19 protein-coding genes and 2 riboswitches are annotated in these 22160 nt (G+C 70.8%); of the genes, 13 read left to right on the plus strand and 6 right to left on the minus strand.

Annotated elements, in window-relative coordinates; all coding sequences use genetic code 11:
- Positions 1-90 precede the first annotated feature (90 nt).
- Positions 91-1845 carry a M28 family metallopeptidase gene (locus IE177_RS29340; RefSeq protein ID WP_229816329.1) on the plus strand — a complete coding sequence of 585 codons (1755 nt, stop codon included), beginning with the start codon at positions 91-93 and terminating at the stop codon, positions 1843-1845.
- A 39-nt stretch (positions 1846-1884) separates the two neighbouring features.
- On the opposite strand, the gene IE177_RS29345 is transcribed toward IE177_RS29340, so the two are convergent.
- From IE177_RS29345 to gcvT, 4 genes are all read right to left on the minus strand, one after another.
- Positions 1885-3252 carry an L-serine ammonia-lyase gene (locus IE177_RS29345; RefSeq protein ID WP_190018496.1) on the minus strand — a complete coding sequence of 456 codons (1368 nt, stop codon included), beginning with the start codon at positions 3250-3252 and terminating at the stop codon, positions 1885-1887.
- 81 nt (positions 3253-3333) lie between these two features.
- Positions 3334-4596 carry a serine hydroxymethyltransferase gene (gene glyA, locus IE177_RS29350; RefSeq protein WP_229816330.1) on the minus strand — a complete coding sequence of 421 codons (1263 nt, stop codon included), beginning with the start codon at positions 4594-4596 and terminating at the stop codon, positions 3334-3336.
- A 14-nt stretch (positions 4597-4610) separates the two neighbouring features.
- Positions 4611-4988, minus strand: coding sequence for a glycine cleavage system protein GcvH (gcvH, locus tag IE177_RS29355; protein ID WP_190018497.1), 378 nt, complete (start codon positions 4986-4988; stop codon positions 4611-4613).
- Between the two features lie 115 nt (positions 4989-5103).
- Positions 5104-6225 (minus strand): glycine cleavage system aminomethyltransferase GcvT, encoded by a 1122-nt coding sequence (gcvT, locus tag IE177_RS29360; protein ID WP_190018498.1) that lies wholly within the window; start codon positions 6223-6225, stop codon positions 5104-5106.
- A 43-nt stretch (positions 6226-6268) separates the two neighbouring features.
- Positions 6269-6382, minus strand: a riboswitch (glycine riboswitch).
- Positions 6383-6475, minus strand: a riboswitch (glycine riboswitch).
- 178 nt (positions 6476-6653) lie between these two features.
- Here gcvT and IE177_RS29365 point away from each other — a divergent pair.
- The 3 genes from IE177_RS29365 (at position 6654) to IE177_RS29375 (ending at position 9173) form a co-directional block, all read left to right on the plus strand.
- Positions 6654-7322 carry an AAA family ATPase gene (locus tag IE177_RS29365; protein ID WP_190018499.1) on the plus strand — a complete coding sequence of 223 codons (669 nt, stop codon included), beginning with the start codon at positions 6654-6656 and terminating at the stop codon, positions 7320-7322.
- Between the two features lie 80 nt (positions 7323-7402).
- Positions 7403-8194 carry an enhanced serine sensitivity protein SseB gene (locus IE177_RS29370; protein ID WP_190018500.1) on the plus strand — a complete coding sequence of 264 codons (792 nt, stop codon included), beginning with the start codon at positions 7403-7405 and terminating at the stop codon, positions 8192-8194.
- 211 nt (positions 8195-8405) lie between these two features.
- Complete coding sequence (locus IE177_RS29375) at positions 8406-9173, plus strand: enhanced serine sensitivity protein SseB C-terminal domain-containing protein (RefSeq protein WP_373305203.1); 768 nt, start codon at positions 8406-8408, stop codon at positions 9171-9173.
- 93 nt (positions 9174-9266) lie between these two features.
- Here the strand turns inward: IE177_RS29375 and IE177_RS29380 are convergent, their stop codons facing one another.
- On the minus strand, positions 9267-9812 hold the full coding sequence (locus IE177_RS29380) for a hypothetical protein (RefSeq protein WP_190018502.1): 546 nt from the start codon (positions 9810-9812) through the stop codon (positions 9267-9269).
- Positions 9813-10318: 506 nt separating this feature from the next.
- Here IE177_RS29380 and IE177_RS29385 point away from each other — a divergent pair.
- From IE177_RS29385 to IE177_RS29420, 8 genes are all read left to right on the plus strand, one after another.
- Positions 10319-11314: an ABC transporter permease gene (locus IE177_RS29385; protein WP_190018503.1), complete on the plus strand. Its 996-nt coding sequence runs from the start codon at positions 10319-10321 to the stop codon at positions 11312-11314.
- A gap of 94 nt (positions 11315-11408) precedes the next feature.
- Positions 11409-13178, plus strand: a complete 1770-nt coding sequence (locus IE177_RS29390; protein WP_190018504.1) for an ABC transporter substrate-binding protein — start codon at positions 11409-11411, stop codon at positions 13176-13178.
- Between the two features lie 126 nt (positions 13179-13304).
- Entirely contained in the window at positions 13305-14306 is a 1002-nt protein-coding gene (locus IE177_RS29395) for an ABC transporter permease (RefSeq protein WP_190018505.1), read from the plus strand.
- Positions 14303-15397: an ABC transporter ATP-binding protein gene (locus IE177_RS29400; protein WP_190018506.1), complete on the plus strand. Its 1095-nt coding sequence runs from the start codon at positions 14303-14305 to the stop codon at positions 15395-15397. The genes IE177_RS29395 and IE177_RS29400 overlap by 4 nt, the downstream gene beginning before the upstream one ends.
- Before the next feature lie 23 nt (positions 15398-15420).
- Positions 15421-16782, plus strand: a complete 1362-nt coding sequence (locus tag IE177_RS29405) for an ABC transporter ATP-binding protein (protein ID WP_229816331.1) — start codon at positions 15421-15423, stop codon at positions 16780-16782.
- Positions 16783-16881: 99 nt separating this feature from the next.
- Entirely contained in the window at positions 16882-18273 is a 1392-nt protein-coding gene (locus IE177_RS29410; RefSeq protein ID WP_190018508.1) for a M1 family metallopeptidase, read from the plus strand.
- A gap of 47 nt (positions 18274-18320) precedes the next feature.
- Entirely contained in the window at positions 18321-18980 is a 660-nt protein-coding gene (locus tag IE177_RS29415; protein WP_190018509.1) for a trimeric intracellular cation channel family protein, read from the plus strand.
- 84 nt (positions 18981-19064) lie between these two features.
- The gene (locus tag IE177_RS29420) at positions 19065-19928 is read left to right on the plus strand and encodes a thioesterase family protein (RefSeq protein WP_190018510.1); all 864 of its coding nucleotides are present in this window, start codon (positions 19065-19067) and stop codon (positions 19926-19928) included.
- 32 nt (positions 19929-19960) lie between these two features.
- Here the strand turns inward: IE177_RS29420 and IE177_RS29425 are convergent, their stop codons facing one another.
- A complete protein-coding gene (locus IE177_RS29425; protein WP_190018511.1) occupies positions 19961-20608 on the minus strand; it encodes a TIGR03086 family metal-binding protein in 648 nt (215 codons plus the stop codon).
- 104 nt (positions 20609-20712) lie between these two features.
- Here IE177_RS29425 and IE177_RS29430 point away from each other — a divergent pair, with 104 nt between their 5' ends.
- Positions 20713-21690 carry a helix-turn-helix transcriptional regulator gene (locus tag IE177_RS29430; protein ID WP_190018512.1) on the plus strand — a complete coding sequence of 326 codons (978 nt, stop codon included), beginning with the start codon at positions 20713-20715 and terminating at the stop codon, positions 21688-21690.
- Positions 21691-22160: the final 470 nt, after the last annotated feature.

Consider the following 22160-nt stretch of genomic DNA (forward strand, 5'->3'; position numbering starts at 1 on the left):
CGGCGCGCCGGCGGTGACAGCGCATCGACCGGGAGGCGGCGCACCACCACGCCCCGCGTCCCGTTTCCTCTCACCCCACAAGGAGACACGGTGCTTCGCAGAATCTCCCTGACCGGCCTCTCCCTGGCCGCGGCCGTGGGCGGCCTCGCGGCGCTGCCCGCGAGCGCCCAGCCGGCCGGCGAGGGCAAGCCCACCGCGACGCTCTCGGCCCCCGCCCCGCTGACCGCCGCCGCACCCGACATCGACGTCACCAAGGTGCAGGCCCACCTGAGCGAACTGAACGCCATAGCCACCCGCAACGGCGGCAACCGCAGATCGACCACACAGGGCTACCGCGACTCGGTCGCGTACGTGAAGGGCAAGCTCCAGGCGGCCGGTTACACGGTCACCGAGCAGGCCTGCACCTCCGGCTGCACCAGCGGCGCGGGACCGAACCTGATCGCCGAGTGGCCGCACGGCGACGCGTCGAAGGTGTACATGTTCGGCTCACACCTCGACAGCGTCTCCGCCGGACCCGGCATCAACGACAACGGCTCCGGCAGCGCCACCCTCCTGGAGGTCGCGCTGAAACTCGCCGAGACCAACCCGTCGATGGCGGCGCGGGTCCGCTTCGGCTGGTGGACGGACGAGGAGGCGGGCCTCAACGGCTCGGACTTCTACGTCCGTTCGCTCACCTCCGCCCAGCGTTCGGCGATCAAGGCGTACTACAACTTCGACATGGTCGCCTCGCCCAACGGCGGCTACTTCATCAACCACATCACCTCCGCCGCGGCCACGCCGATGAAGGCGTACTGGGACTCGCTGGGCCTCCAGCCCGAGGAGAACACCGAGGGCGCGGGCCGCTCCGACGACTACTCCTTCGAGAACTACGGCATCCCCACCTCCGGCTACGCGATGGGCGCGAGCGCCCGCAAGACGTCGGCGCAGGCGGCCAAGTGGGGCGGCACGGCGAACGCCGCGTACGACGGCTGCTACCACTCCTCCTGCGACACCACCGCCAACATCAACGCCACCGGGCTGAACCGCAGCGCCGACGGCGTCGCCTACACGCTGTGGACGCAGGCCGTCTCGGCCACCGTGCCGGCCGACGACTTCTCCCTCTCGGCGAGCCCCGCCACGGGCAGCGCCGACCCGGGGACCTCCCTGACCACCACCGTCTCCACGGCCACCACCAACGGCTCCGCCCAGACGGTGAACCTCTCCGCCTCGGGCGCCCCGTCGGGCGTCACGGTCTCCTTCAGCCCCGCCTCCGTGACCTCCGGGGGCTCCTCCACGGCGACGATCTCCGCCGGCTCCTCCGTGGCGCCCGGCACCTACAACCTCACGATCACCGGCACCGGCTCCACCACGCACACGGCGCAGTACACGCTGACCGTCAAGGGCGCGGGCGGCTGCACGGCCTCGCAGGTCGTCTCCAACGGCGGCTTCGAGAGCGGTACGTCGCCGTGGACGGGCAGCACGGGCGCGATCGGTGCGTTCAGCGGCCAGTCCGCGCACTCCGGCACCCGGTACGCGTGGCTGGCGGGCTACGGCTACTCGGCCACCGACACGGTGACCCAGACGGTGACCGTCCCGGCCGGCTGCACCAGGGCGACGCTGAAGTACTGGCTGCACATCGACACCGGCGAGTCGGGCTCGACGGCGTACGACACCTTCCAGGTCAAGGTCAACGGGAGCGTGAAGCAGACGTACTCCAACGCGAACGCGGCCGCCGGCTACACCGAACGCACCCTGGACCTGAGCCAGTACACCGGCCAGCAGATCACGCTGACCTTCACCGGCACCGAGGACTCCAGCCTCCAGACCAGCTTCGTCGTCGACGACGTCACCCTGACGACCGGCTGACCGCACGCGCAGCACGACACAGGTCGGACGGCCCGGGGCTCAGCACTCGATGATGTTCACCGCCAGCCCGCCCCGGGCCGTCTCCTTGTACTTCACCGACATGTCCGCGCCCGTGTCCTTCATGGTCTTGATGACCTTGTCCAGGGACACCTTGTGCGAGCCGTCGCCGCGCATCGCCATCTTCGCCGCGGTGACCGCCTTCACCGCGGCCATGCCGTTGCGCTCGATGCAGGGGATCTGCACCAGGCCGCCGACCGGGTCGCAGGTGAGGCCGAGGTTGTGCTCCATGCCGATCTCGGCCGCGTTCTCGACCTGCTCCGGGGAGCCGCCCAGGACCTCCGCGAGGGCACCGGCGGCCATGGAGCAGGCGGAGCCGACCTCGCCCTGGCAGCCGACCTCGGCGCCGGAGATGGAGGCGTTCTCCTTGAACAGCATGCCGATCGCGCCCGCGGCGAGGAGGAAGCGGACGACACCGTCCTCGTCGGCGCCCGGCACGAAGTTGATGTAGTAGTGCAGAACCGCGGGGATGATGCCGGCCGCGCCGTTGGTGGGGGCGGTGACGACCCGGCCGCCGGCCGCGTTCTCCTCGTTCACCGCCATCGCGTAGAGCGTGATCCACTCCATGGCGTGCGCCAGCGGGTCGCCCTCGGCGCGCAGCTGGCGGGCCGAGACGGCCGCGCGGCGGCGCACCTTCAGGCCGCCCGGCAGGATGCCCTCGCGGGACATGCCCCGCTGGACGCACTCGCGCATGACCCGCCAGATCTCCAGCAGGCCCGCCCGGATCTCCTCCTCGGTGCGCCAGGCCCGCTCGTTCTCCAGCATCAGGGAGGAGATCGACAGGCCCGTCTCCCGCGTCAGGCGCAGCAGCTCGTCGCCCGTGCGGAAGGGGTACTTCAGGACCGTGTCGTCGAGCACGATGCGGTCCGCGCCCACCGCGTCCTCGTCCACGACGAAGCCGCCGCCGACCGAGTAGTACGTCTTGGAGAGCAGCTCGCCGCCCTCGGCGTCGTACGCCCATATGGTCATGCCGTTGGCGTGGTACGGCAGGGCCTTGCGGCGGTGCAGGACCAGGTCGTCGTCGAAGGAGAAGGCGATCTCGTGGTCGCCGAGCACGTTCAGGCGACCCGTCTCCTTGATCGCGTCCACCCGCTCGTCGGCCGTCTCGACGTCCACCGTGCGCGGCGAGGCGCCTTCCAGGCCGAGCAGGACCGCCTTCGGGGTGCCGTGGCCGTGGCCGGTCGCGCCGAGCGAGCCGTACAGCTCGCAGCGCAGGGACGCCACGGAGCCGAGGAGCTCCTCGTTGCGCAGGCGGCGGGCGAACATGCGCGCCGCGCGCATCGGGCCGACCGTGTGGGAGCTGGACGGGCCGATGCCGATCGAGAACAGGTCGAAGACCGAGATGGCCACGGGAACTCCTCAAGACGGGGTGAAGCGGTGGGCGGGCGCCGCGCACACGTTCCAGTGTGCGCGGCGCCCGGTGAAACGGACTTAACTGTTCAGACCCGGGTACAGCGGGTGCTTGTCGGCCAGGGCCTTCACCCGGGCCTTGAGACCCTCGACGTCGCAGGACGGCTTCAGGGCCTCGGCGATCACGTCCGCGACCTCGGCGAAGTCCTCGGCGGTGAAGCCGCGGGTCGCCAGGGCCGGCGTACCGATACGCAGACCCGAGGTGACCATCGGGGGACGCGGGTCGTTCGGGACGGCGTTGCGGTTCACCGTGATGCCGACCTCGTGGAGCCGGTCCTCGGCCTGCTGCCCGTCCAGCTCGGACTCACGCAGGTCGACCAGGATCAGGTGCACGTCCGTGCCGCCGGACAGCACGTCGACCCCGGCCTCGCGGGCGTCGGCCGCCGTCAGCCGCTCGGCGAGGATGCGCGCACCCTCCACCGTACGGCGCTGGCGCTCCTTGAACTCCTCCGAGGCGGCGACCTTGAAGGACACCGCCTTGGCCGCGATCACGTGCTCCAGGGGACCGCCCTGGAAGCCCGGGAAGACGGACGAGTTCAGCTTCTTCGCGAACTCCTTCTTCGCGAGGATGATGCCGCCGCGCGGGCCGCCGAGCGTCTTGTGGGTCGTGGAGGTGACCACGTCCGCGTACTCGACCGGGTTCGGGTGCAGGCCCGCCGCGACCAGGCCCGCGAAGTGCGCCATGTCGACCCACAGGTAGGCCTCGACCTCGTCGGCGATCCGCCGGAACTCGGCGAAGTCCAGCTGCCGCGGGTACGCCGACCAGCCGGCGATGATCACCTTCGGGCGGTGCTCCTTGGCGAGCCGCTCGACCTCGGCCATGTCGACCAGGCCGGCCTCGTCCACGTGGTACGCGACCACGTCGAACTGCTTGCCCGAGAAGTTCAGCCGCATCCCGTGGGTCAGGTGGCCGCCGTGCGCCAGGTCCAGTCCGAGGATGGTGTCCCCGGGCCGGGCGAGGGCGAACAGGGCCGCCTGGTTCGCGGAGGCGCCGGAGTGGGGCTGGACGTTGGCGTACTCGGCGCCGAACAGCTCCTTGATCCGGTCGATGGCGATCTGCTCGGCGACGTCGACGTGCTCGCAGCCGCCGTAGTAGCGGCGGCCGGGGTAGCCCTCGGCGTACTTGTTGGTCAGCACCGAGCCCTGGGCCTCCATCACCGCGAGCGGCGCGAAGTTCTCGGAGGCGATCATCTCCAGGGTCGACTGCTGGCGGTGCAGCTCGGCGTCGACCGCGGCGGCGATCTCCGGGTCCAGCTCGTGCAGGGACGTGTTCAGGACAGTCATACGGCTACGACTCCTCAGCCGGCGGTGTGGGCGGCGTACTCGTCGGCGGAGAGCAGGTCGGCCGGCTCCTCCGTCACGCGCACCTTGAACAGCCAGCCGCCCTCGAAGGGCGCGGAGTTCACCAGGGACGGGTCGCTGACGACGTCCTCGTTGATCTCGGTGACCTCACCGGACACCGGGGAGTACAGGTCGGAGACCGACTTGGTGGACTCCAGCTCACCGCAGGTCTCACCCGCCTCCACGGTCGTGCCGACCTCGGGGAGCTGGGCGTAGACCACATCGCCGAGCGCGTTGGCCGCGAACTCGGTGATGCCGACCGTCGAGACGCCGTCCTCGGCGACCGACAGCCACTCGTGCTCCTTGCTGTAGCGCAGCTGCTGGGGGTTGCTCATGGCCTGAATTCTCCTGTACGCGCGGGAGTGCTGATGAAGGGGGGACTGCGGAACCGCTGATGAGCAGCGGCGATGTGCGCAGGGTCACGCTCCGTGGGCGGACCGCGCCCAGTGTCTACTTCTGGCGCCGGTAGAACGGCAGCGCCACGACCTCGTACGGCTCGTGACTGCCCCGGACGTCCACGCCGACACCCTCGGCGCCCGGCGCCGCGTGCGCGGCGTCGACGTACGCCATGGCGATCGGCTTGCCCAGGGTGGGGGAGGGGGCGCCCGAGGTGACCTCGCCGATCACCGCGCCGCCCGCGACGACGGCGTACCCGGCACGCGGCACCCGGCGGCCCTCGGCGACCAGGCCGACGAGCACGCGCGGCGGGTTCTGCTCGGCCCGTGCGGCGGCCTCGGTGAGCGCCTCGCGCCCCACGAAGTCGCCCTCCTTCTCGAACTTCACCACCCGGCCGAGCCCGGCGTCGAAGGGGGTCAGGGAGGTGGTCAGCTCGTGCCCGTACAGCGGCATGCCCGCCTCCAGGCGCAGGGTGTCCCGGCAGGACAGGCCGCACGGCACCAGGCCGGCGCCCTCGCCCGCCTTGGTCAGCGCCTGCCACAGCTCCACGGCGTGCTCCGGCCGCACGAACAGCTCGAAGCCGTCCTCGCCGGTGTAGCCGGTGCGCGCGATCAGCGCGGGGACGCCGGCGACCGTGCCGGGCAGGCCCGCGTAGTACTTCAGGCCGTCCAGGTCGGCGTCGGTGAGCGACTTCAGGATGCCGGGGGACTCGGGCCCCTGGACCGCGATCAGCGCGTAGGCGTCCCGGTCGTCCCGCACCTCGGCGTCGAAGCCCGCGGCACGCTCGGTCAGCGCGTCCAGCACCACCTGGGCGTTGGAGGCGTTGGCGACGACCATGTACTCCGTCTCGGCGAGCCGGTAGACGATCAGGTCGTCCAGGATGCCGCCGTCGGCCTGGCAGATCATGGTGTAGCGGGCGCGGCCGACGCCGACGGAGGCGATGTTGCCGACCAGGGCGTAGTTCAGCAGGGCGGCCGCACCGGGGCCGGTGACGGTGATCTCGCCCATGTGGGAGAGGTCGAACAGGCCCGCCTTGGTGCGCACCGCGAGGTGCTCGTCACGCTCGGAGCCGTAACGCAGCGGCATGTCCCAGCCGGCGAAGTCGGTCATCGTCGCGCCGAGCGAGCGATGCACGGCGTCGAGCGCGGTGTGGCGCAGGGGTTCGGTACTGCTCATCGGTCGGTCGTCTCCCAGGGCACGTATGACAGGCGAGGAACGTTCCTCCCCATCTGTCATCGGAACCTGAGAGGTTCGCCATGATCCCCACGAGGAGTGGTCACGGCTTGCACCTTGGGTGGAGCCACTGACACAGCGGCCCGCTTTTCAGATGTGCCTCGCCCGCGCGGTAACGGTGCCTGAGAGATTCAAGGGAGGGACTTGCTCCTTCGGCGCCCCAGTGAGCTGGGGACTCTCCCGCGCGGATTCAAACGGCCGGTATGCAGTTGAACGGGCACATCATTGCACGCCGTACCCCCGCCCGTCAGGGCCCGCATCTGTAACCGGCCTGTGGCCGTACGCGCACGAACCGCCTACCCTTTCTCATTACCTTCTCTTTACGTACAGCGGGCACAGGGACGACGGAGCCACAGGGGAGGACCATCACGGTGGACAGGACCACGGCCTACGCCGCCCACACCGGCATCGCGGTGCCGGAGCAGCACGCCGCTCAGGCCCGTGGACGCCGCGGGGACCGTCCCGCCCCGGTCGTCCGCGATCTGCGCGAGCGCGCCGGCCGCACCCCCCGCGAGCTGGACTTCGACCCGCGCGACGTCGTGGCGGTCACCGGTCTGCCCGGCAGCGGCAAGTCCACGCTGATGCGGCGCGTGGTCCGCGGGCGCCGCGTCGACTCGCAGGACACGCGCGACCGCTGGGACGCCCGGGTACCGGCCCGCGTGCCCTACGCGCTCTACCGCCCCCTGGTCCGCCTCGCCCACTACGCCGCACTGCGCCGCGCGCTGCGCACCGCGGAGGGCGTCGTCGTGCACGACTGCGGCAGCCAGCCGTGGGTGCGGGCCTGGCTGGCCCGCGAGGCCCGGCGCCGCGGCGGCACCCTGCGGCTGCTGCTGCTCGACGTCTCGCCGGAGACCGCCCGCGACGGCCAGCGCGAACGCGGCCGTGGCGTCTCCCGCTACGCCTTCCGCCGCCACCGGCGTACGACCGCCCGCCTGCTCGGCGAGGTCGAGCGGGGTGAGCTGCCCGCCGGCTGCGGCTCGGCGGTCCTGCTCGACCGGGCCGCGGCGGACACCCTGAACCGCGTCGGCTTCACCGGCTGACCATGTCACCCGGGTGCGCCGTCCCCGCCACCCGCTAGCCTTCATCCTCACAGCAGTGGTTACCAGCAGGCGGTAGGCAGATGGACATCCCGGCGGACATTCCCGCGGACCTCCCGGCACAGGCGCACCCCCACCCGCACGGCGGCTGGCCCGGCAACGAGCTGGAGGAGGTGCTCTCGGCCTCCCTCGGCGTGCCCTCCGCGGGCGGCCGGATCGTCGAGGTCCTCGCCCGCAGCTTCCTGTGGATACCGCTGCCCAACGGCGGCGGCCCGAACAGCGGCCCGCTGGACCTCCCGGCGATGGACATCGACGGCCAGGCCTACGTGCCGGTGTTCAGCTCCGAGGAGCAGCTGCGCCAGGCGACCGGTTCGCACATGTCGTACACCATCGCCCCCGCCGTGGAGTTCGCCCAGGGGCTGCCCCCGCAGGCGGGCATGGCCGTCAACCCCGGTGGCGTGGTCGGCATCCCGCTGCCGCCGGAGGCGGTGGCCGAGCTGTGCCGCGCGGGCCGCACCCCGCTCGACGGCCCCGGCACCGGCGGACGCGTGCGTCTCTTCGAGCCGGACTGGCAGGAGGACCCGGTGGACTTCCTCTCCGCCGCCTCCGCCGAGTTCGCCGGGACCGGCGTCGTCGTCACCGCCCGCCGCTGCCTGGCCGCCATCGAGACGGCGGACCCGGTGATGTTCGTGGGCGTGGAACTCTCCCAGTGGGAGGGCGACCTGCGCGCCCTGCCCCTGGAGGCGCTGGGCCGCGCCCTCGGCCGGGTCCCGGTGCGGTGGCCGGTCAACCTGGTCCTCATGGACGTGGCCCAGGACCCGGTCTCCGACTGGCTCAAGAACAACGTCCGCCCCTTCTACCAGCACGGTCACTAGAGAACCGACGCACACGGTCACCCGGAAGCCGACGCGAGGACAGCCGGCCCAGGGGGCGCGGGGAACTGCGCGAGAACCCGCCCGCGGCCGCACCCGCGCACGAACATGAGGCCTCGAGCCGGTGGACGCTTAAGCTGTCCTCAAACGAGGGGAACTCCCAGAAGGGCCGGTACCACAGGTGAGCGCGAGCCACAGCGGCAGCGTCGAGCACATGCTGCGCCAGGTCACCCCCGGCCGCTACGACGCCTACGAGGCCCTGCTGCGCGCCCTGGCCACCCCCTCCTCCGGCCAGATCTGGATGCTGCTGTGGCGCGGCCAGGCCGGCTCCCCGGACGCCCAGTACGGGGACATGGAGGTGGACGGCTGCCACTACGCCCCCTGTGTGACCTCCGCGCAGGAGCTGTCGGCCAGCGGCTGGAACCGTTCCTACGAGGTCGTCGACGGACTGGACGTCGCCCGCACCCTCTACCCCGACCACTACGGCCTCTGGCTGAACCCGCACGCCCCCGGCGGCGGCGTCGGCATCCCCTGGCTGGACCTGCGCCGCATCGCCACCGGCCTGGACCGCCAGCCCGCCGGACCGCTGCGCCTGAGCGAACCCGGCATCGAGATCCCGCAGTTCTACGCCCTGCTCGCGCAGAACGCCCACCGCACCCCGGCCCTGCGCTCCCTGCGCCGCGCCTGGGTGCAGCCGGCGCTCGGGGAGCCGTACCTCGCCATCGGCCTGGACGTGTACGACACCTCACCCGCCGCGGTCGACTCGGTGCGCGCGATGATGCAGCAGTCCGTCGGAGCGGTACCGGAGGGGCTGCCGGTGTCGACGGTCGCGATGAGCGACGACTACGACCCGGTGGTGATGTGGCTGCGGGCCAACGCCCGCCCGTTCTACGACCGCGACGCGCACGCGGCCCCGCCGCAGCCCCAGCCGCAGGCGCCGGCGGCCGGATACGGCTACCCGCCCGTGCCGGGCGGCTACTGAGCCACCGGCCGTCCCGCACCGGCCGCCCCATGCGGACGGGACGCCGGTCGGGGCCCCGCACCGGTTCGGGGCCCCGTTCTCAGGCGTGCTCTGTCACGCGTTCTCGCGCAGCCACACGTTGTTGGAGTTGCCCTTCATGGGGGTGACCATCGTGTGCTTCCACTTCACCTTCGTCTTGGAGCACTTGGCGACGTCCCAGATGTACTTGGTGATCGTCTGCTTCTTGGCGAGGTGCCACATGCGGATGCGCTGCGTCTTGCCCCGGTCGATGTAGAGGACGTACTCCCACTCCTCCGTGTGGGACCACTTCTTGGTGAGCTTCACGCCGGCCTTGACCTCGGCCTTGGCGATCCACTTGCCGACCTCCGCTCTGGCCTCGGCGGAGCCCTGCACGGTGGTGGCGGCCGACTTGGTGTCGTGGTACCGGGCCTGGCCGGGGCCCTGGACCGCCGCGCTGGCCAGGCCGGTCTTGATCTTGGACTTCTTGGCCGCGCCGGCCACGTACTTCGGCTTGAGGTCGTCCCCCTCGGGCTGGCAGCCGGCCGAGGCGGTGCCCGCCGAGATCGCGACGATGGTCAGCGAGCCGGCCAGCGTGGCGAGCGCCGCGCCGCTCGCGGTGAGCTTCCTGCGTGCAGCCATGGTTTCCCCGTTCGAATGTGCCCGAGCAACCGCACATGATGTGAAGAAGTCTTGGGCGTCCGGTGTCGGACACCGGGAACGTAGTGCTTCAACATCCTGTGCTGCCACGGGAATTGACCGGCCGGATCTCCGTAACCTCAAGTGAGGCTCAAGTGTCGGCGTTGGCTGTAGCAAATATCTTTCAATCGCCTGCGGATTGCCCCGGGTTGTCGGGCGGACAGTTGCCGATCGGCACCGCAAAGCGGTCATGCCCCCCGTATGCAGTGACCTGCGTCACATCGCGGACCGGTCGGCGTACGACGGGCGCCACTCCGTGTCCGTATAACGGAAAACCCCAGCCTGGATCACGGTTGCGCATCCATTCATCGTCAAGTCTGGCGACTGGTCACGAAGGCGTTGAAGACTCCCCCTCCAAGGGGTTCGCCCCTTTGTACGAGGACTGATTGAGACCGCTACCAGCGGCAAGTGTGGGCCGGCCACCGCCGGTTGAGAGGGGTCCCTGCCAGATGACGGCGCCATTGCACGACACGACCGCGGACGCGGCCCCGACCGCACCGCCGGAGACGGGTGGCGGCAGGAAGATCGAGGGCCGGTCTCTCAAGCAGATCGCCTGGCACCGTCTCAAGCAGGACAAGGTGGCGCTCGCGGGCGGAGTCACCGTGCTCCTCCTGGTGCTGGTCGCGGTATTCGCCCCGCTCATCGTGTCGCTGCTGGGCCACCCGCCGAACGACTTCCACCAGGAGAAGCTCGACCCGCTGACCAACCTCCCGCAGGGTTCCTGGGGCGGGGTGAGCGGTGACTACCTGTTCGGCGTCGAACCCAACAAGGGGCGTGACGTCTTCAGCCGGATCGTCTACGGCGCCCGGATCTCCCTGCTGGTGGCCTTCCTCGCGGCCGTGGTCGCCGTCGTCCTCGGCACCCTGTTCGGCATCATGGCGGGCTACTTCGGCGGCTGGGTCGACTCCCTGATCAGCCGTGTGATGGACGTGCTGCTGTCCTTCCCGCAGCTGCTGTTCATCATCTCCCTCGTCTCCGTCCTGCCCGACGACCTCCTGGGCCTGACCGGCACGGGCGTGCGCGTCGCCGTCCTCGTCCTCGTCATCGGCTTCTTCGGCTGGCCCTACGTCGGCCGCATCGTCCGCGGACAGACCCTGAGCCTCAGGGAGCGCGAGTACGTGGAAGCGGCCCGCAGCCTGGGCGGCGGCAGCCGGTACATCCTGTTCAAGGAGCTGCTGCCCAACCTGGTCGCGCCGATCCTGGTCTACGCCACCCTCATGATCCCGACCAACATCCTGACGGAGGCGGCCCTCAGCTTCCTCGGCGCCGGTGTACGCCCCCCGACCGCGTCCTGGGGCGGCATGCTGCGCGACGCACTCCAGACCTACGAGCACGACCCGATGTTCATGGTCTTCCCGGGCGCCACCATCTTCATCACCGTCCTGGCCTTCAACCTCTTCGGAGACGGTCTGCGCGACGCGCTGGACCCCAAGGGCACCCGCTGACTATCGACTTGCCCCCTGCCGCACTGTCAGGTGGCTCTTCCTCATGGTTCTTCGGCTAAGGCCCGGGACCGCGAATCTCGGAGGTTACGAGAAAATGCCCACAGGTTTCCCGAAGCGGCGGCTCGCTGCTGGTGCGGCCCTCGTTGTCGCGGCGCTGGTGAGCACCACTGCGTGCGGCGGCGGTGACGACGACAACGACGGCAAGGACAAGGGCGCCGGTTACAACGCGGCCCTGAACAAGGTCGTCAACGCGTCCGCCAAGAAGGGCGGCACGCTGCGGTTCGTCGGCAAGCAGGACTTCGACTCCCTCGACCCGCAGCGCACGTACTACGGCATGACCTGGGACTTCATGCGGTTCTTCACCCGCACCCTGGTCACCTACGACACCAAGCCGGGCGCGGCGTCCAACAAGCTGGTCGGCGACCTCGCCACCGGCCCCGCGCAGGTCTCGGCCGACGGCAAGACCTACACGTACAAGCTGCGTGACGGCCTCACCTGGGAGGACGGCTCCAAGCTGACCTCCAAGGACATCAAGTACGGCATCGAGCGCATCTGGGCGACCGATGTGATCACCGGTGGCCCGGCGTACATCAAGCAGACCCTCGACCCCAAGGGCGAGTACAAGGGCCCGTACAAGGACAAGTCGAAGGACAAGCTGGGCCTGAAGGCGATCCAGACGCCCGACGACCAGACCATCGTCTTCAAGCTGCCCAAGCCCAACGGCGACTTCGAGCAGTTCCTCGCCATGCCCACCGGCGCGCCGGTGAAGGCCGACAAGGACACGGGCGCCAAGTACACCCAGCACCCGTTCTCGTCCGGCCCGTACAAGGTCAAGTCGTACAACGCCGGCAAGAGCCTCGCGCTGGTCCGCAACACCGCCTGGAAGAAGGCTTCCGACCCGATCCGTCCCGCCCTGCCGGACCAGATCACGGTCACGATCTCCGCCAACCTGGAGGAGAACGACAAGAAGCTGATGGAGGGCGACTACGACGTCGACGTCAACGGCACCGGCATGACCCAGTCGGGCCGTATCACCGCCGTCCAGGACCACCGGGCCGACGTCGACAACATCCAGACCTCCTTCGTCCGCTACGTGGCCCTGGTCCACGCGGCGAAGCCGCTGGACAACGTCCACTGCCGCAAGGCGGTCTTCTACGCCACGGACTTCGCCGGCCTGCAGCAGACCCGCGGTGGCGCGATCGCCGGCGGCGACATCGCCAACTCGGTCTTCCCGAAGTCGATCCCGGGCTACAGCGACTACGACCCGTACGGCATCCTCGCCCGCAAGGGCAAGGCGGACATCGCCAAGGCCAAGGACGAGCTGAAGCAGTGCGGCAAGCCGGGCGGCTTCTCCACCAAGATCACCGCTCGTACCAACAACCCGTCCGAGGTCGACACCGCCGAGGCCCTGCAGGCGCAGCTCGCCAAGGCCGGCATCAAGATCGAGGTCGACTCGATCGACGGCGCCCAGTCCTCCAGCATCACCGGCTCGCCGAAGGTCGTGAAGGAGCGCGGCTACGGCATGACGATGAGCGGCTGGGGCCCGGACTTCCCGACCGGCCAGGGCTACGCCCAGCCGCTGTTCGACAGCCGCTTCATCTTCGACAACGGCAACTACAACGAGTCGCAGATCAAGGACAAGAAGATCGACGGGATCTTCGACGACGCGATCGCGACCACCGACAAGGCCAAGGCCAAGTCGCTGTACGAGCAGATGAACAAGCAGCTGATCGACAACGCCGACTGGATGCCGTTCATCTACGAGAAGAACATCTCGTGGCGTGGTCCGCGTCTGACGAACGTCTACTCGTCCGCCGCCTACAACGGTCGCTACGACTACGTGTCCCTCGGCGTCGCCAAGTAGTCGCCGTACACCCGTAGTGATCGACCCCTTGCCGCCGAAACCCGCCAGTCCGAAGGGCAGGTGATGGCCCGGGCGGCGGCCGGAGGTTCCCACAAGGAAGCTCCGGCCGCCGCCGGGCCGCGCACAGTGCTTGCTTACCTCATCCGGCGCCTGTTCGCCGTACTCATCATGGTGCTGGTCGTCCTGCTCGCGACCTTCACCGTCTTCTACATGCTGCCCAAGTGGGCGGGCCAGGACATCGCCGTCCTCTTCGCCGGCAAGGCCACCGGGGCCGAACAGATCGAGGGCATCCGCACCAAGCTGGGCCTCGACCAGCCCGTGCTCGTCCAGTTCTGGGACTTCGTCAAGGGCATTCCGCTGGGCCGTGACTACGCCAACGGCGCGGACGTCACGCACTGCCCCGCCCCCTGCTTCGGCTACTCGTTCGTCACCGAGAAGCCGGTGTGGGACACCCTCAAGGAGGCCATGCCGGTCACCGGCGCGCTCGCCGCCGGCGCCGCGATCCTGTGGCTCGTGGCCGGTGTCGCCACCGGTGTCGTCTCCGCGCTCCGCCGGGGCTCGCTGTGGGACCGCGCCGCGATGGTCGGCGCGCTCGGCGGCGTCTCGCTGCCCGTCTTCTTCACCGGCATGGTGGCGATGGGCATCTTCGTCCACAACCTGGGCTGGATCCACATCGAGGACGGCCTGAACACCGACGACTCCATCGGCGTCTGGTTCGAGACGCTGCTGCTGCCGTGGATCGTGCTCGCCCTGCTGAACGCGGCCATGTACGCCCGCCTGACCCGGGCCACCATGCTGGACGTGCTCGGCGAGGACTACATCCGCACCGCCCGCGCCAAGGGCCTCGGTGAACGGGCGGTCATCACCCGGCACGCGCTGCGTTCCGCCATGACCCCGATCCTCACGGTCTTCGGCCTGGACCTGGGCGCGCTGCTCGGCGGCGCCGTGCTGACGGAGTCCACCTTCAACCTGCCCGGCCTCGGTCTCGCCGCGGTGCAGGCGATCAGCAGCCACGACCTGCCGGTCATCCTCGGAGTGACGCTCTTCGCGGCCCTCGCGATCGCCGTCGCCAACCTCCTCGTCGACCTTCTGTACGCCGTCATCGACCCGCGAGTGAGGCTGGGATGACCGAACTGCACAAGACGGGTGCGGCCGTCGGCGAACCCGTCGCCACCGCGACCCCCACCGCCTTCCTCGAGGTCCGCGACCTCAAGGTGCACTTCCCGACCGACGACGGCCTGGTCAAGTCGGTCGACGGGCTCAGCTTCCAGCTGGAGAAGGGCAAGACCCTCGGCATCGTGGGCGAGTCCGGCTCCGGCAAGTCGGTCACCTCGCTCGGCATCATGGGCCTGCACACCGCCGGCCAGTACGGCAAGCGCAAGGCGCAGATCTCCGGCGAGATCTGGCTGGACGGCAGGGAACTGCTCTCAGCCGACCCGCGCGAGGTGCGCAGGCTGCGCGGCCGCGAGATGGCCATGATCTTCCAGGACCCGCTGTCCGCGCTGCACCCGTACTACACGATCGGCACCCAGATCGTGGAGGCGTACCGGATCCACCACGACGTCGACAAGAAGACCGCCCGCAGGCGGGCGATCGAGATGCTCGACCGGGTCGGCATCCCGCAGCCGGACAAGCGGGTGGACAACTACCCGCACGAGTTCTCCGGCGGCATGCGCCAGCGCGCCATGATCGCCATGTCGCTCGTGAACAACCCCGAGCTGCTCATCGCCGACGAGCCGACGACCGCCCTCGACGTGACCGTCCAGGCGCAGATCCTCGACCTCATCCGCGACCTGCAGAAGGAGTTCGGCTCCGCGGTCATCGTGATCACCCACGACCTGGGCGTCGTCGCCGAGCTGGCCGACGACATCCTGGTGATGTACGGCGGCCGCTGCGTCGAGCGGGGCCCGGCGGAGAAGGTGTTCTACGAGCCCCGCCACCCCTACACCTGGGGTCTGCTCGGCTCGATGCCGCGCCTGGACCGCGAGCAGCAGGACCGGCTGATCCCGGTCAAGGGCTCCCCGCCCTCGCTGATCAACGTCCCGTCCGGCTGTGCGTTCAACCCGCGCTGCCCGTACGCCGACGTCCCCAAGGACAACGTCACCCGCACGGTCCGCCCGGAGCTGACCGAGGTCGGCGGCCGGCACTGGGCCGCCTGCCACATGACGCAGGAGCAGCGGGAGCGGATCTGGACCGAAGAGATTGCGCCGAAGCTGTGAGTGAGAACGCAGAGGACAAGGCAGTGAAGATCCCTGCACAGAGCGACGGCACGGAGCCGGCGCCGTCCGGTACGGCCACCGTGGCCGGGGACGCGGCACCCGGCGAGATCCTGCTGAAGGTCACGGGTCTGCAGAAGCACTTCCCCATCCGCGGGGGCCTGTTCCAGCGGCAGTCCGGCGCGGTGCGCGCGGTCGACGGCATCGACTTCGAGGTGCGGGCCGGTGAGACCCTCGGCGTCGTGGGCGAGTCCGGTTGCGGCAAGTCGACCATGGGCCGGCTCATCACCCGGCTGCTGGAACCGACCGCCGGCCGGATCGAGTTCGAGGGCAAGGACATCACGCACCTCGGCGTGGGCGGGATGCGCCCGCTGCGCCGCGACGTGCAGATGATCTTCCAGGACCCGTACTCCTCGCTGAACCCGCGCCACACCATCGGCACGATCGTCGGGGCCCCCTTCCGGCTGCAGGGCGTCACGCCCGAGGGCGGCATCAAGAAGGAGGTGCAGCGGCTGCTGTCGGTCGTGGGCCTCAACCCCGAGCACTACAACCGCTACCCGCACGAGTTCTCCGGCGGTCAGCGCCAGCGCATCGGCATCGCCCGCGCGCTCGCCCTGAAGCCGAAGCTGGTGGTCGCCGACGAGCCGGTCTCCGCCCTGGACGTCTCCATCCAGGCCCAGGTCGTCAACCTCATGGACGACCTCCAGGAGGAGCTCGGCCTGACCTACGTGATCATCGCGCACGACCTGTCCGTCGTCCGGCACGTCTCGGACCGGATCGCGGTGATGTACCTCGGCAAGATCGTCGAACTCGCCGACCGCGTCTCGCTGTACGAGTCGCCGATGCACCCGTACACCAAGGCGCTGATGTCGGCGGTCCCGATCCCGGACCCGAAGCGGCGGGGCGCCAAGAGCGAGCGCATCCTGCTCCGCGGTGACGTGCCCTCGCCGATCTCGCCGCCCTCGGGCTGCCGCTTCCACACCCGCTGCTGGAAGGCGACGCAGATCTGCAAGACGACCGAGCCGCAGCTGCTGGAGCTGAGGCCGGGTCAGCGGGTCGCCTGCCACCACCCGGAGGACTTCGCCGACCAGGCCCCGCAGGACACGGTCCTGCTGACGGCGGCGAAGGAGGCGTCGGAGCTGGTTCCGGACGCCATCCTGGAGGAGTCGGCGCAGGCCGCCGAGCCGGAGTCCGGCGCCGTCGCGAAGGTCCCGGCCCAGAAGACCGCGGAGCCCGAGGCGGAGGCCACCGCCGCGGAGCCGGCCGCCGAGGCCGCTGCGGAGCCGGAGCAGCCGGCCGAGTCCGGGGAGCCGGCCGCACCGGGCGAGTCCGGGGAGCCGGCCGCGTCTCAGGAGCCGACCGCGTCTCAGGAGTCAACCGACAAGTAGCACATGACGACTCGGCAAAGTCATGTACATGCCTGAACGGGAGAGTGCACAGTCGTCCGTGTCCGACCACTGATCGGTACACGCTCGAAAGGGACGACCATGGCATTCTCCCGTTCGGCACGCTTGGCCGCCCTCACCACCGCGGCGGCCTCCTTCCTCACCATCGCCGCGTCATCGGCCCCGACCCCGGGCGCCCCCGGCATCGGCGATCCCTACTTCCCCGGCCTCGGCAACGGCGGCTACGACGCCCGCCACTACGACCTGGACCTCGCCTACTCCCCGGACACCGGCCGCCTGGACGGCCGTACGACGCTCACCGCCCGCGCGACCAGGAACCTCTCCTCCTTCGACCTGGACCTGCAGAGGCTGGAGATCACCCGCGTCGAGGTGAACGGCAGACGCGCCGTCTTCACCCGCGACGGCGACGAGGTCACCGTCACCCCGCGCGACGGCCTCCGCAAGGGCCGGCACTTCACCGTGACCGTCACCTACGGCGGCGTACCCGAACCCCTCGGCGGCCCGATCATCTTCGGGTCCAAGTACGGATGGATGAAGACGGGCGACGGCGTCTTCGTCGCCTGTGAGCCCAACGCCGCCTCCACCTGGTTCCCGTCCAGCGACCACCCCGCCGACAAGGCCACCTACGACATCCGGGTCAAGGCGCCCAGGGGCCTGACCGCCGTCTCCAACGGGCGGCTGGTGTCGACGTACGACAAGGGCGGCTCGACCTACACCCACTGGCGCGAGTCGAGGCCGATGGCGACCTACCTGGCCACCGCCACGATCGGGAAGTTCGACGTGCGCACCGGGCGTACCCCCGGCGGCATCCCGATCTACGTCGCCGTCGACCCCGTGCTGAAGAACGGCAACGGCGTCGACGTGTACGCCGTCACCGCCGCCGCCACCGACTACTGGTCGCAGGTCTTCGGGCCGTATCCGTTCGAGGAGACCGGCGCGATCGTGGACGACATGCCCGAGGCCGGCTTCTCGCTGGAGGTGCAGAGCAAGCCCGCCTACTCGGCCGTGCGCAACGAGACGACCATCGTGCACGAGCTGGCCCACCAGTGGTTCGGCGACTCGGTGAGCGTGGCGCGGTGGAAGGACATCTGGCTCAACGAGGGCTTCGCCACCTACGCCCAGTGGCTGTGGGCCGAGCACCAGGGCACCCGCTCGGCCCACGACTCCTTCCTGGCCGGCTACGACGCCCGTCCCGCCGACTCCGCCTTCTGGCAGATCAAGGTGGCCGACCCCCAGCGGGACACGATGTTCGCCTCCGCCGTCTACCAGCGCGGCGCGATGACGCTCCAGATGCTGCGCGAGCGGATCGGCGACGCGGCCTTCTTCAAGCTGCTGCCCGCCTGGACGAGGCTCCACCGGTACGGCAACGCGGACACCGCGGACTTCATCCGCCTCGCCGAGCGTGTCAGCGGGCGGCAACTGGACGATCTGTTCGACACCTGGCTGTTCACAACAGGGAAGCCCACCCTGTGAGCCTGGCTTTGTAAGGTGCATGTGCTCTGACAGGTAAGAATGTCAGGGTGCAGCTCCAGCAACTCTTCAGTCCCTCCGTCCAGCACACGCTCGATGTGATCGGCATCTTCGTGTTCGCGATCTCCGGCGCGCTGCTGGCCGTCCGGAAGAACTTCGACGTCTTCGGCATCGCCGTGCTCGCCGAGGTCACCGCGCTGGGCGGGGGGCTGTTCCGCGACCTGGTCATCGGGGCCGTGCCCCCGGCCGCCTTCACGGACCTCGGGTACTTCCTCACTCCCCTGATCGCGACGCTCGTCGTCTTCTTCCTGCATCCGCACGTGGAGCGCATCCAGGCGGCGGTGCTGGTCTTCGACGCGGCCGGCCTCGGTCTGTTCGCCGTCAGCGGTACGACCAAGGCGTACAGCTACGGCCTGAACCTGACCGCGTCGGCCGCGCTGGGCCTCGCCACCGCGGTCGGCGGCGGCGTGCTGCGGGACGTGCTCGCCAACGAGGTGCCCTCCCTGCTGCGCTGGGACCGCGACCTGTACGCGGTCCCGGCGATCGTCGGAGCCACCATGGTGGTGCTCTGCATCCACTACGACGTCCTGACCCCCTTCACCAGCGGGCTCGCGGTGGTCACCGCCTTCGTGCTCCGGCTGCTCGCCATGCGGTTCCACTGGCGGGCGCCGCGGGCCTGGAACCGCCGCTCGACGGTGGCCGAGGAGTGACGGTGGCCCGGGGAGCGGCGCCCCCGACAGCCCGTCCCCTCGAAAAAGCTACCGCTTAGTAGTTTCCTGTTGTAGCGTTCACCCATGCCAGAAGCAGCCTCCGCCCCCTCCCCGTCGCGGGCCCTGATCGGTGACAGCGAGTTCGACCGCGACACCGCGGTCACCCGGCGCGAGCCCGGCGTCTACGACATCGACCTCTCGGCCGGCTGGACCATCATCAACGCCGTCAACGGCGGCTACCTGCTGGCCGTGCTCGGCCGGGCCCTCGCGGACACCCTCCCGCATCCGGACCCCTTCACGGTCTCCGCGCACTACCTGACCGCCTCCCAGCCCGGCCCGGCGGTCGTCCGCACGGACACCGTCCGCACCGGCCGCACCCTCTCCACCGGCCAGGCCTCGCTGTTCCAGTACGACGACGAGGGCAACGAGGTCGAGCGCATCCGCGTCCTCGCCTCCTACGGCGACCTCGCCGCCCTGCCCGACGACGTCCGTACGACGGCGGCGCCGCCCGCGATCCCGCCCATGGACCGGTGCTTCGGCCCCGACGACTCCCCGGCCCCGGTGCCGGGCAGCTCGGCGATCGCCGACCGCCTGATGCTCAAGCTCGACCCCGCCACCCTCGGCTGGGCCCTCGGCGCCCCCTCGGGCAAGGGGGAGATGCGCGCCTGGTTCGGCCTCGCCGACGGCCGCGACGCCGATCCCCTCTCCCTGCTCCTCGCGGTGGACGCCCTGCCGCCCACCGCCTTCGAGATCGGCCTCAAGGGCTGGGTCCCCACGGTGGAACTCACCGTCCACGTCCGGCACCGCCCGGCCCCGGGCCCGCTGCGGGTGTCCATCACCACCCGCAACCTGGCCGGCGGCTTCCTGGAGGAGGACGCGGAGGTCTGGGACAGCGAGGACCGGCTGGTCGCCCAGTCCCGGCAGCTGGCCCGGGTCCGGCTCGGCTGAGCCGGAGCCCCGGCCCACGGGTGCGGCGGGCGTCAGTCCCGCACGAGCGGGGTGCGCCCCAGCCAGGCCGCCAGCCGCTCGTAGGCGCCGGCGCCCTCGGGCGCCTCGTGGCGGTCCGCGAACGGCGTCTCCTCGTCGCGGGGCCGGGAGTCCGGCAGCACCTGGCGGGCGGTGGCGAGCGCGAACTCGGCCAGTTCCGGGTCGAGCGCGTACGGCCGGCCGAGGGCCTCGGCGAGGTCCCAGGTGTGGGTCACGATCTCCATCACATAGCCGCAGAGGGCGGCGCGGCCGGGAACCTCGCCCCAGGGCACGCGCACCGGGGTCGTCATCCGCTCGTCGCTCTCCCACGCCTTCAGGACGCGGACGCGGACCTCGTCGTAGGCGGCGGCCCAGCCGTCGTCCGCGACTCCCTCGGCCACCGGCTCCACGGCGAGTCCGTCGCCGCCCTCGCCGACGACCGCGATCCGCCGGGTGCCGCCGACGATGTGGCTCAGCAGGGCCCGTACGTCGAACTCCGCACAGGGCGTCGGGCGGTCGAGCTGCCCGGGCCGTACCGTCCCGATGAGGGCGGCCGCCTGCCGGGCGGCGCGGGCGTAGACGGGACGGGGGTCGCCGGGACCGGCGGTGGTGGTGCCGGTGGTGGCGGCGGTGGTGGTCTCGGTGGTGCCGGTGGTGGTCATGGTGTGTCTCTCCCTCGGTGGTCGATGACCCGAGGATCGCGGGATAACCTGACAACTTCCGTCAACATTTGCGCGGGGCGCCGCGCCGACGGGATCCTTGGGGCGTGAAGTCCGACCGCCTGCTGTCGATCCTGCTGCTCCTGCAGACCCGCGGCCGCGTCCCCGCGCACGAACTCGCCGGGCGGCTGGAGGTGTCCGTGCGCACCATCTACCGGGACATCGAGGCGCTGTCGGCCTCCGGGGTCCCGGTCTACGCCGAGCGCGGCCGGCACGGCGGTATCGAACTCCTCGCCGGCTTCCGCACGGACGTCACCGGGCTGACCGCCGACGAGTCCCGCGCCCTGTTCATCCTCGCCGCGCAGGGGGCCCACGCCGCGCTCGGCCTGGACGCGGCCCTGGGCTCGGCCCTGCGCAAGGTGATGGCCGCGCTCCCGGCGCCGCACCGGCCCGCCGCCGAGGTGACCAGCCGCCGCATCCTGGTCGACGCCACCCGATGGCGCGGCGGTCCGCGGCAGGCCGTCGATCTGCAGGTGCTGCAGGACGCGGTCTTCACCGACCGGCGCCTGAGGCTGCGCTACCGGCACAGCGGGGAGCGGGAGCCGCGCACCCGCACCGTGGATCCGTACGGTCTGGTCGCCAAGGCCGGCGTCTGGTACCTGGTGGCCGACCGGCGCGGCGTCCCCCGGCTGTTCCGCGCCGACCGGGTGCGCTCGGCCCGGCTGCTGGAGGAGCCCGTCCGCCGCCGGGAAGGCGTCGAACTCGCGGATGTCTGGGAGGCGCTGCGCCGCCAGGTGGAGGAGCGGGAGGACGGCATCGAGGTGACCGTCCGGATCCGGCGCGAGCACCTCGACATGTTCCGGCGGATGGCCGCCTCGCAACTGACGGCACCGCCGGACGACGACGGCGACAGCGAGTGGGTGACCGCCCGCCTGGCGTATCCCGTGCTGCGCGCGGTGCGCCAACTCCTCGCGTTCTCGGACCGGGTGGAGGTCCTGGATCCGCCCGAGGCCCGCGCGGAACTGCTGGCGGGCGCCCGCTCCGTCACGGAGCTGTACCGGGGGAAGAGCCCGGCTCACGACTGAAACCCCGTGCCGGGCGGGGCGTTCGGAGTGCGCTTCACCCCATTGACAGGACGCGGACAGGGCGGCCACACGAACGCCCTGGGCGACGCTGGTTGAGTGCCGGCCTCAGGACACCTCACCGTTCTCGGAGCCGACCCTCATGAAGCGTGCCCGTCTCCTTCCCGCCGTCGCCCTCCTGGCCGTCGCCCCGCTGACGCTGACCGCGTGCGGCTCCGGCGGCTCCTCCTCCACCGGTGGCGGCTCAGGCCGGCAGCAGGCGTGTGCGGCGCCGTCCGGGACGCCGGCGGGCGGTGCGTCCGGCCGGCGGAGCGGGGCTCCGTCCGGTGCGCCGTCGGGAGCGCCCACGGGCAGGCCGGCCGGCAAGCCCAGCGGGGCGCCGACCGGAGTGCCCTCGGATGTGCCCGGCGGTGGACCCGCCGGCGGGCCCGCCGGCGGGCAGGGAGGCGGCTGCGGGGGGCCGGGCGGGGGAC

Source organism: Streptomyces lucensis JCM 4490 (genome assembly GCF_014650035.1).
Lineage (GTDB): Bacteria > Actinomycetota > Actinomycetes > Streptomycetales > Streptomycetaceae > Streptomyces > Streptomyces lucensis.

Excerpts from the sequence above, each read along its gene's own strand:
- glyA (WP_229816330.1), bottom strand. The coding sequence starts at position 4,596 with ATGACTGTCCTGAACACGTCCCTGCACGAGCTGGACCCGGAGATCGCC.
- gcvH (WP_190018497.1), bottom strand. The coding sequence starts at position 4,988 with ATGAGCAACCCCCAGCAGCTGCGCTACAGCAAGGAGCACGAGTGGCTG.
- gcvT (WP_190018498.1), bottom strand. The coding sequence starts at position 6,225 with ATGAGCAGTACCGAACCCCTGCGCCACACCGCGCTCGACGCCGTGCAT.
- IE177_RS29370 (WP_190018500.1), top strand. The coding sequence starts at position 7,403 with ATGGACATCCCGGCGGACATTCCCGCGGACCTCCCGGCACAGGCGCAC.
- IE177_RS29375 (WP_373305203.1), top strand. The coding sequence starts at position 8,406 with ATGCTGCGCCAGGTCACCCCCGGCCGCTACGACGCCTACGAGGCCCTG.
- IE177_RS29380 (WP_190018502.1), bottom strand. The coding sequence starts at position 9,812 with ATGGCTGCACGCAGGAAGCTCACCGCGAGCGGCGCGGCGCTCGCCACG.
- IE177_RS29385 (WP_190018503.1), top strand. The coding sequence starts at position 10,319 with ATGACGGCGCCATTGCACGACACGACCGCGGACGCGGCCCCGACCGCA.
- IE177_RS29390 (WP_190018504.1), top strand. The coding sequence starts at position 11,409 with ATGCCCACAGGTTTCCCGAAGCGGCGGCTCGCTGCTGGTGCGGCCCTC.
- IE177_RS29400 (WP_190018506.1), top strand. The coding sequence starts at position 14,303 with ATGACCGAACTGCACAAGACGGGTGCGGCCGTCGGCGAACCCGTCGCC.
- IE177_RS29410 (WP_190018508.1), top strand. The coding sequence starts at position 16,882 with ATGGCATTCTCCCGTTCGGCACGCTTGGCCGCCCTCACCACCGCGGCG.
- IE177_RS29420 (WP_190018510.1), top strand. The coding sequence starts at position 19,065 with ATGCCAGAAGCAGCCTCCGCCCCCTCCCCGTCGCGGGCCCTGATCGGT.
- IE177_RS29425 (WP_190018511.1), bottom strand. The coding sequence starts at position 20,608 with ATGACCACCACCGGCACCACCGAGACCACCACCGCCGCCACCACCGGC.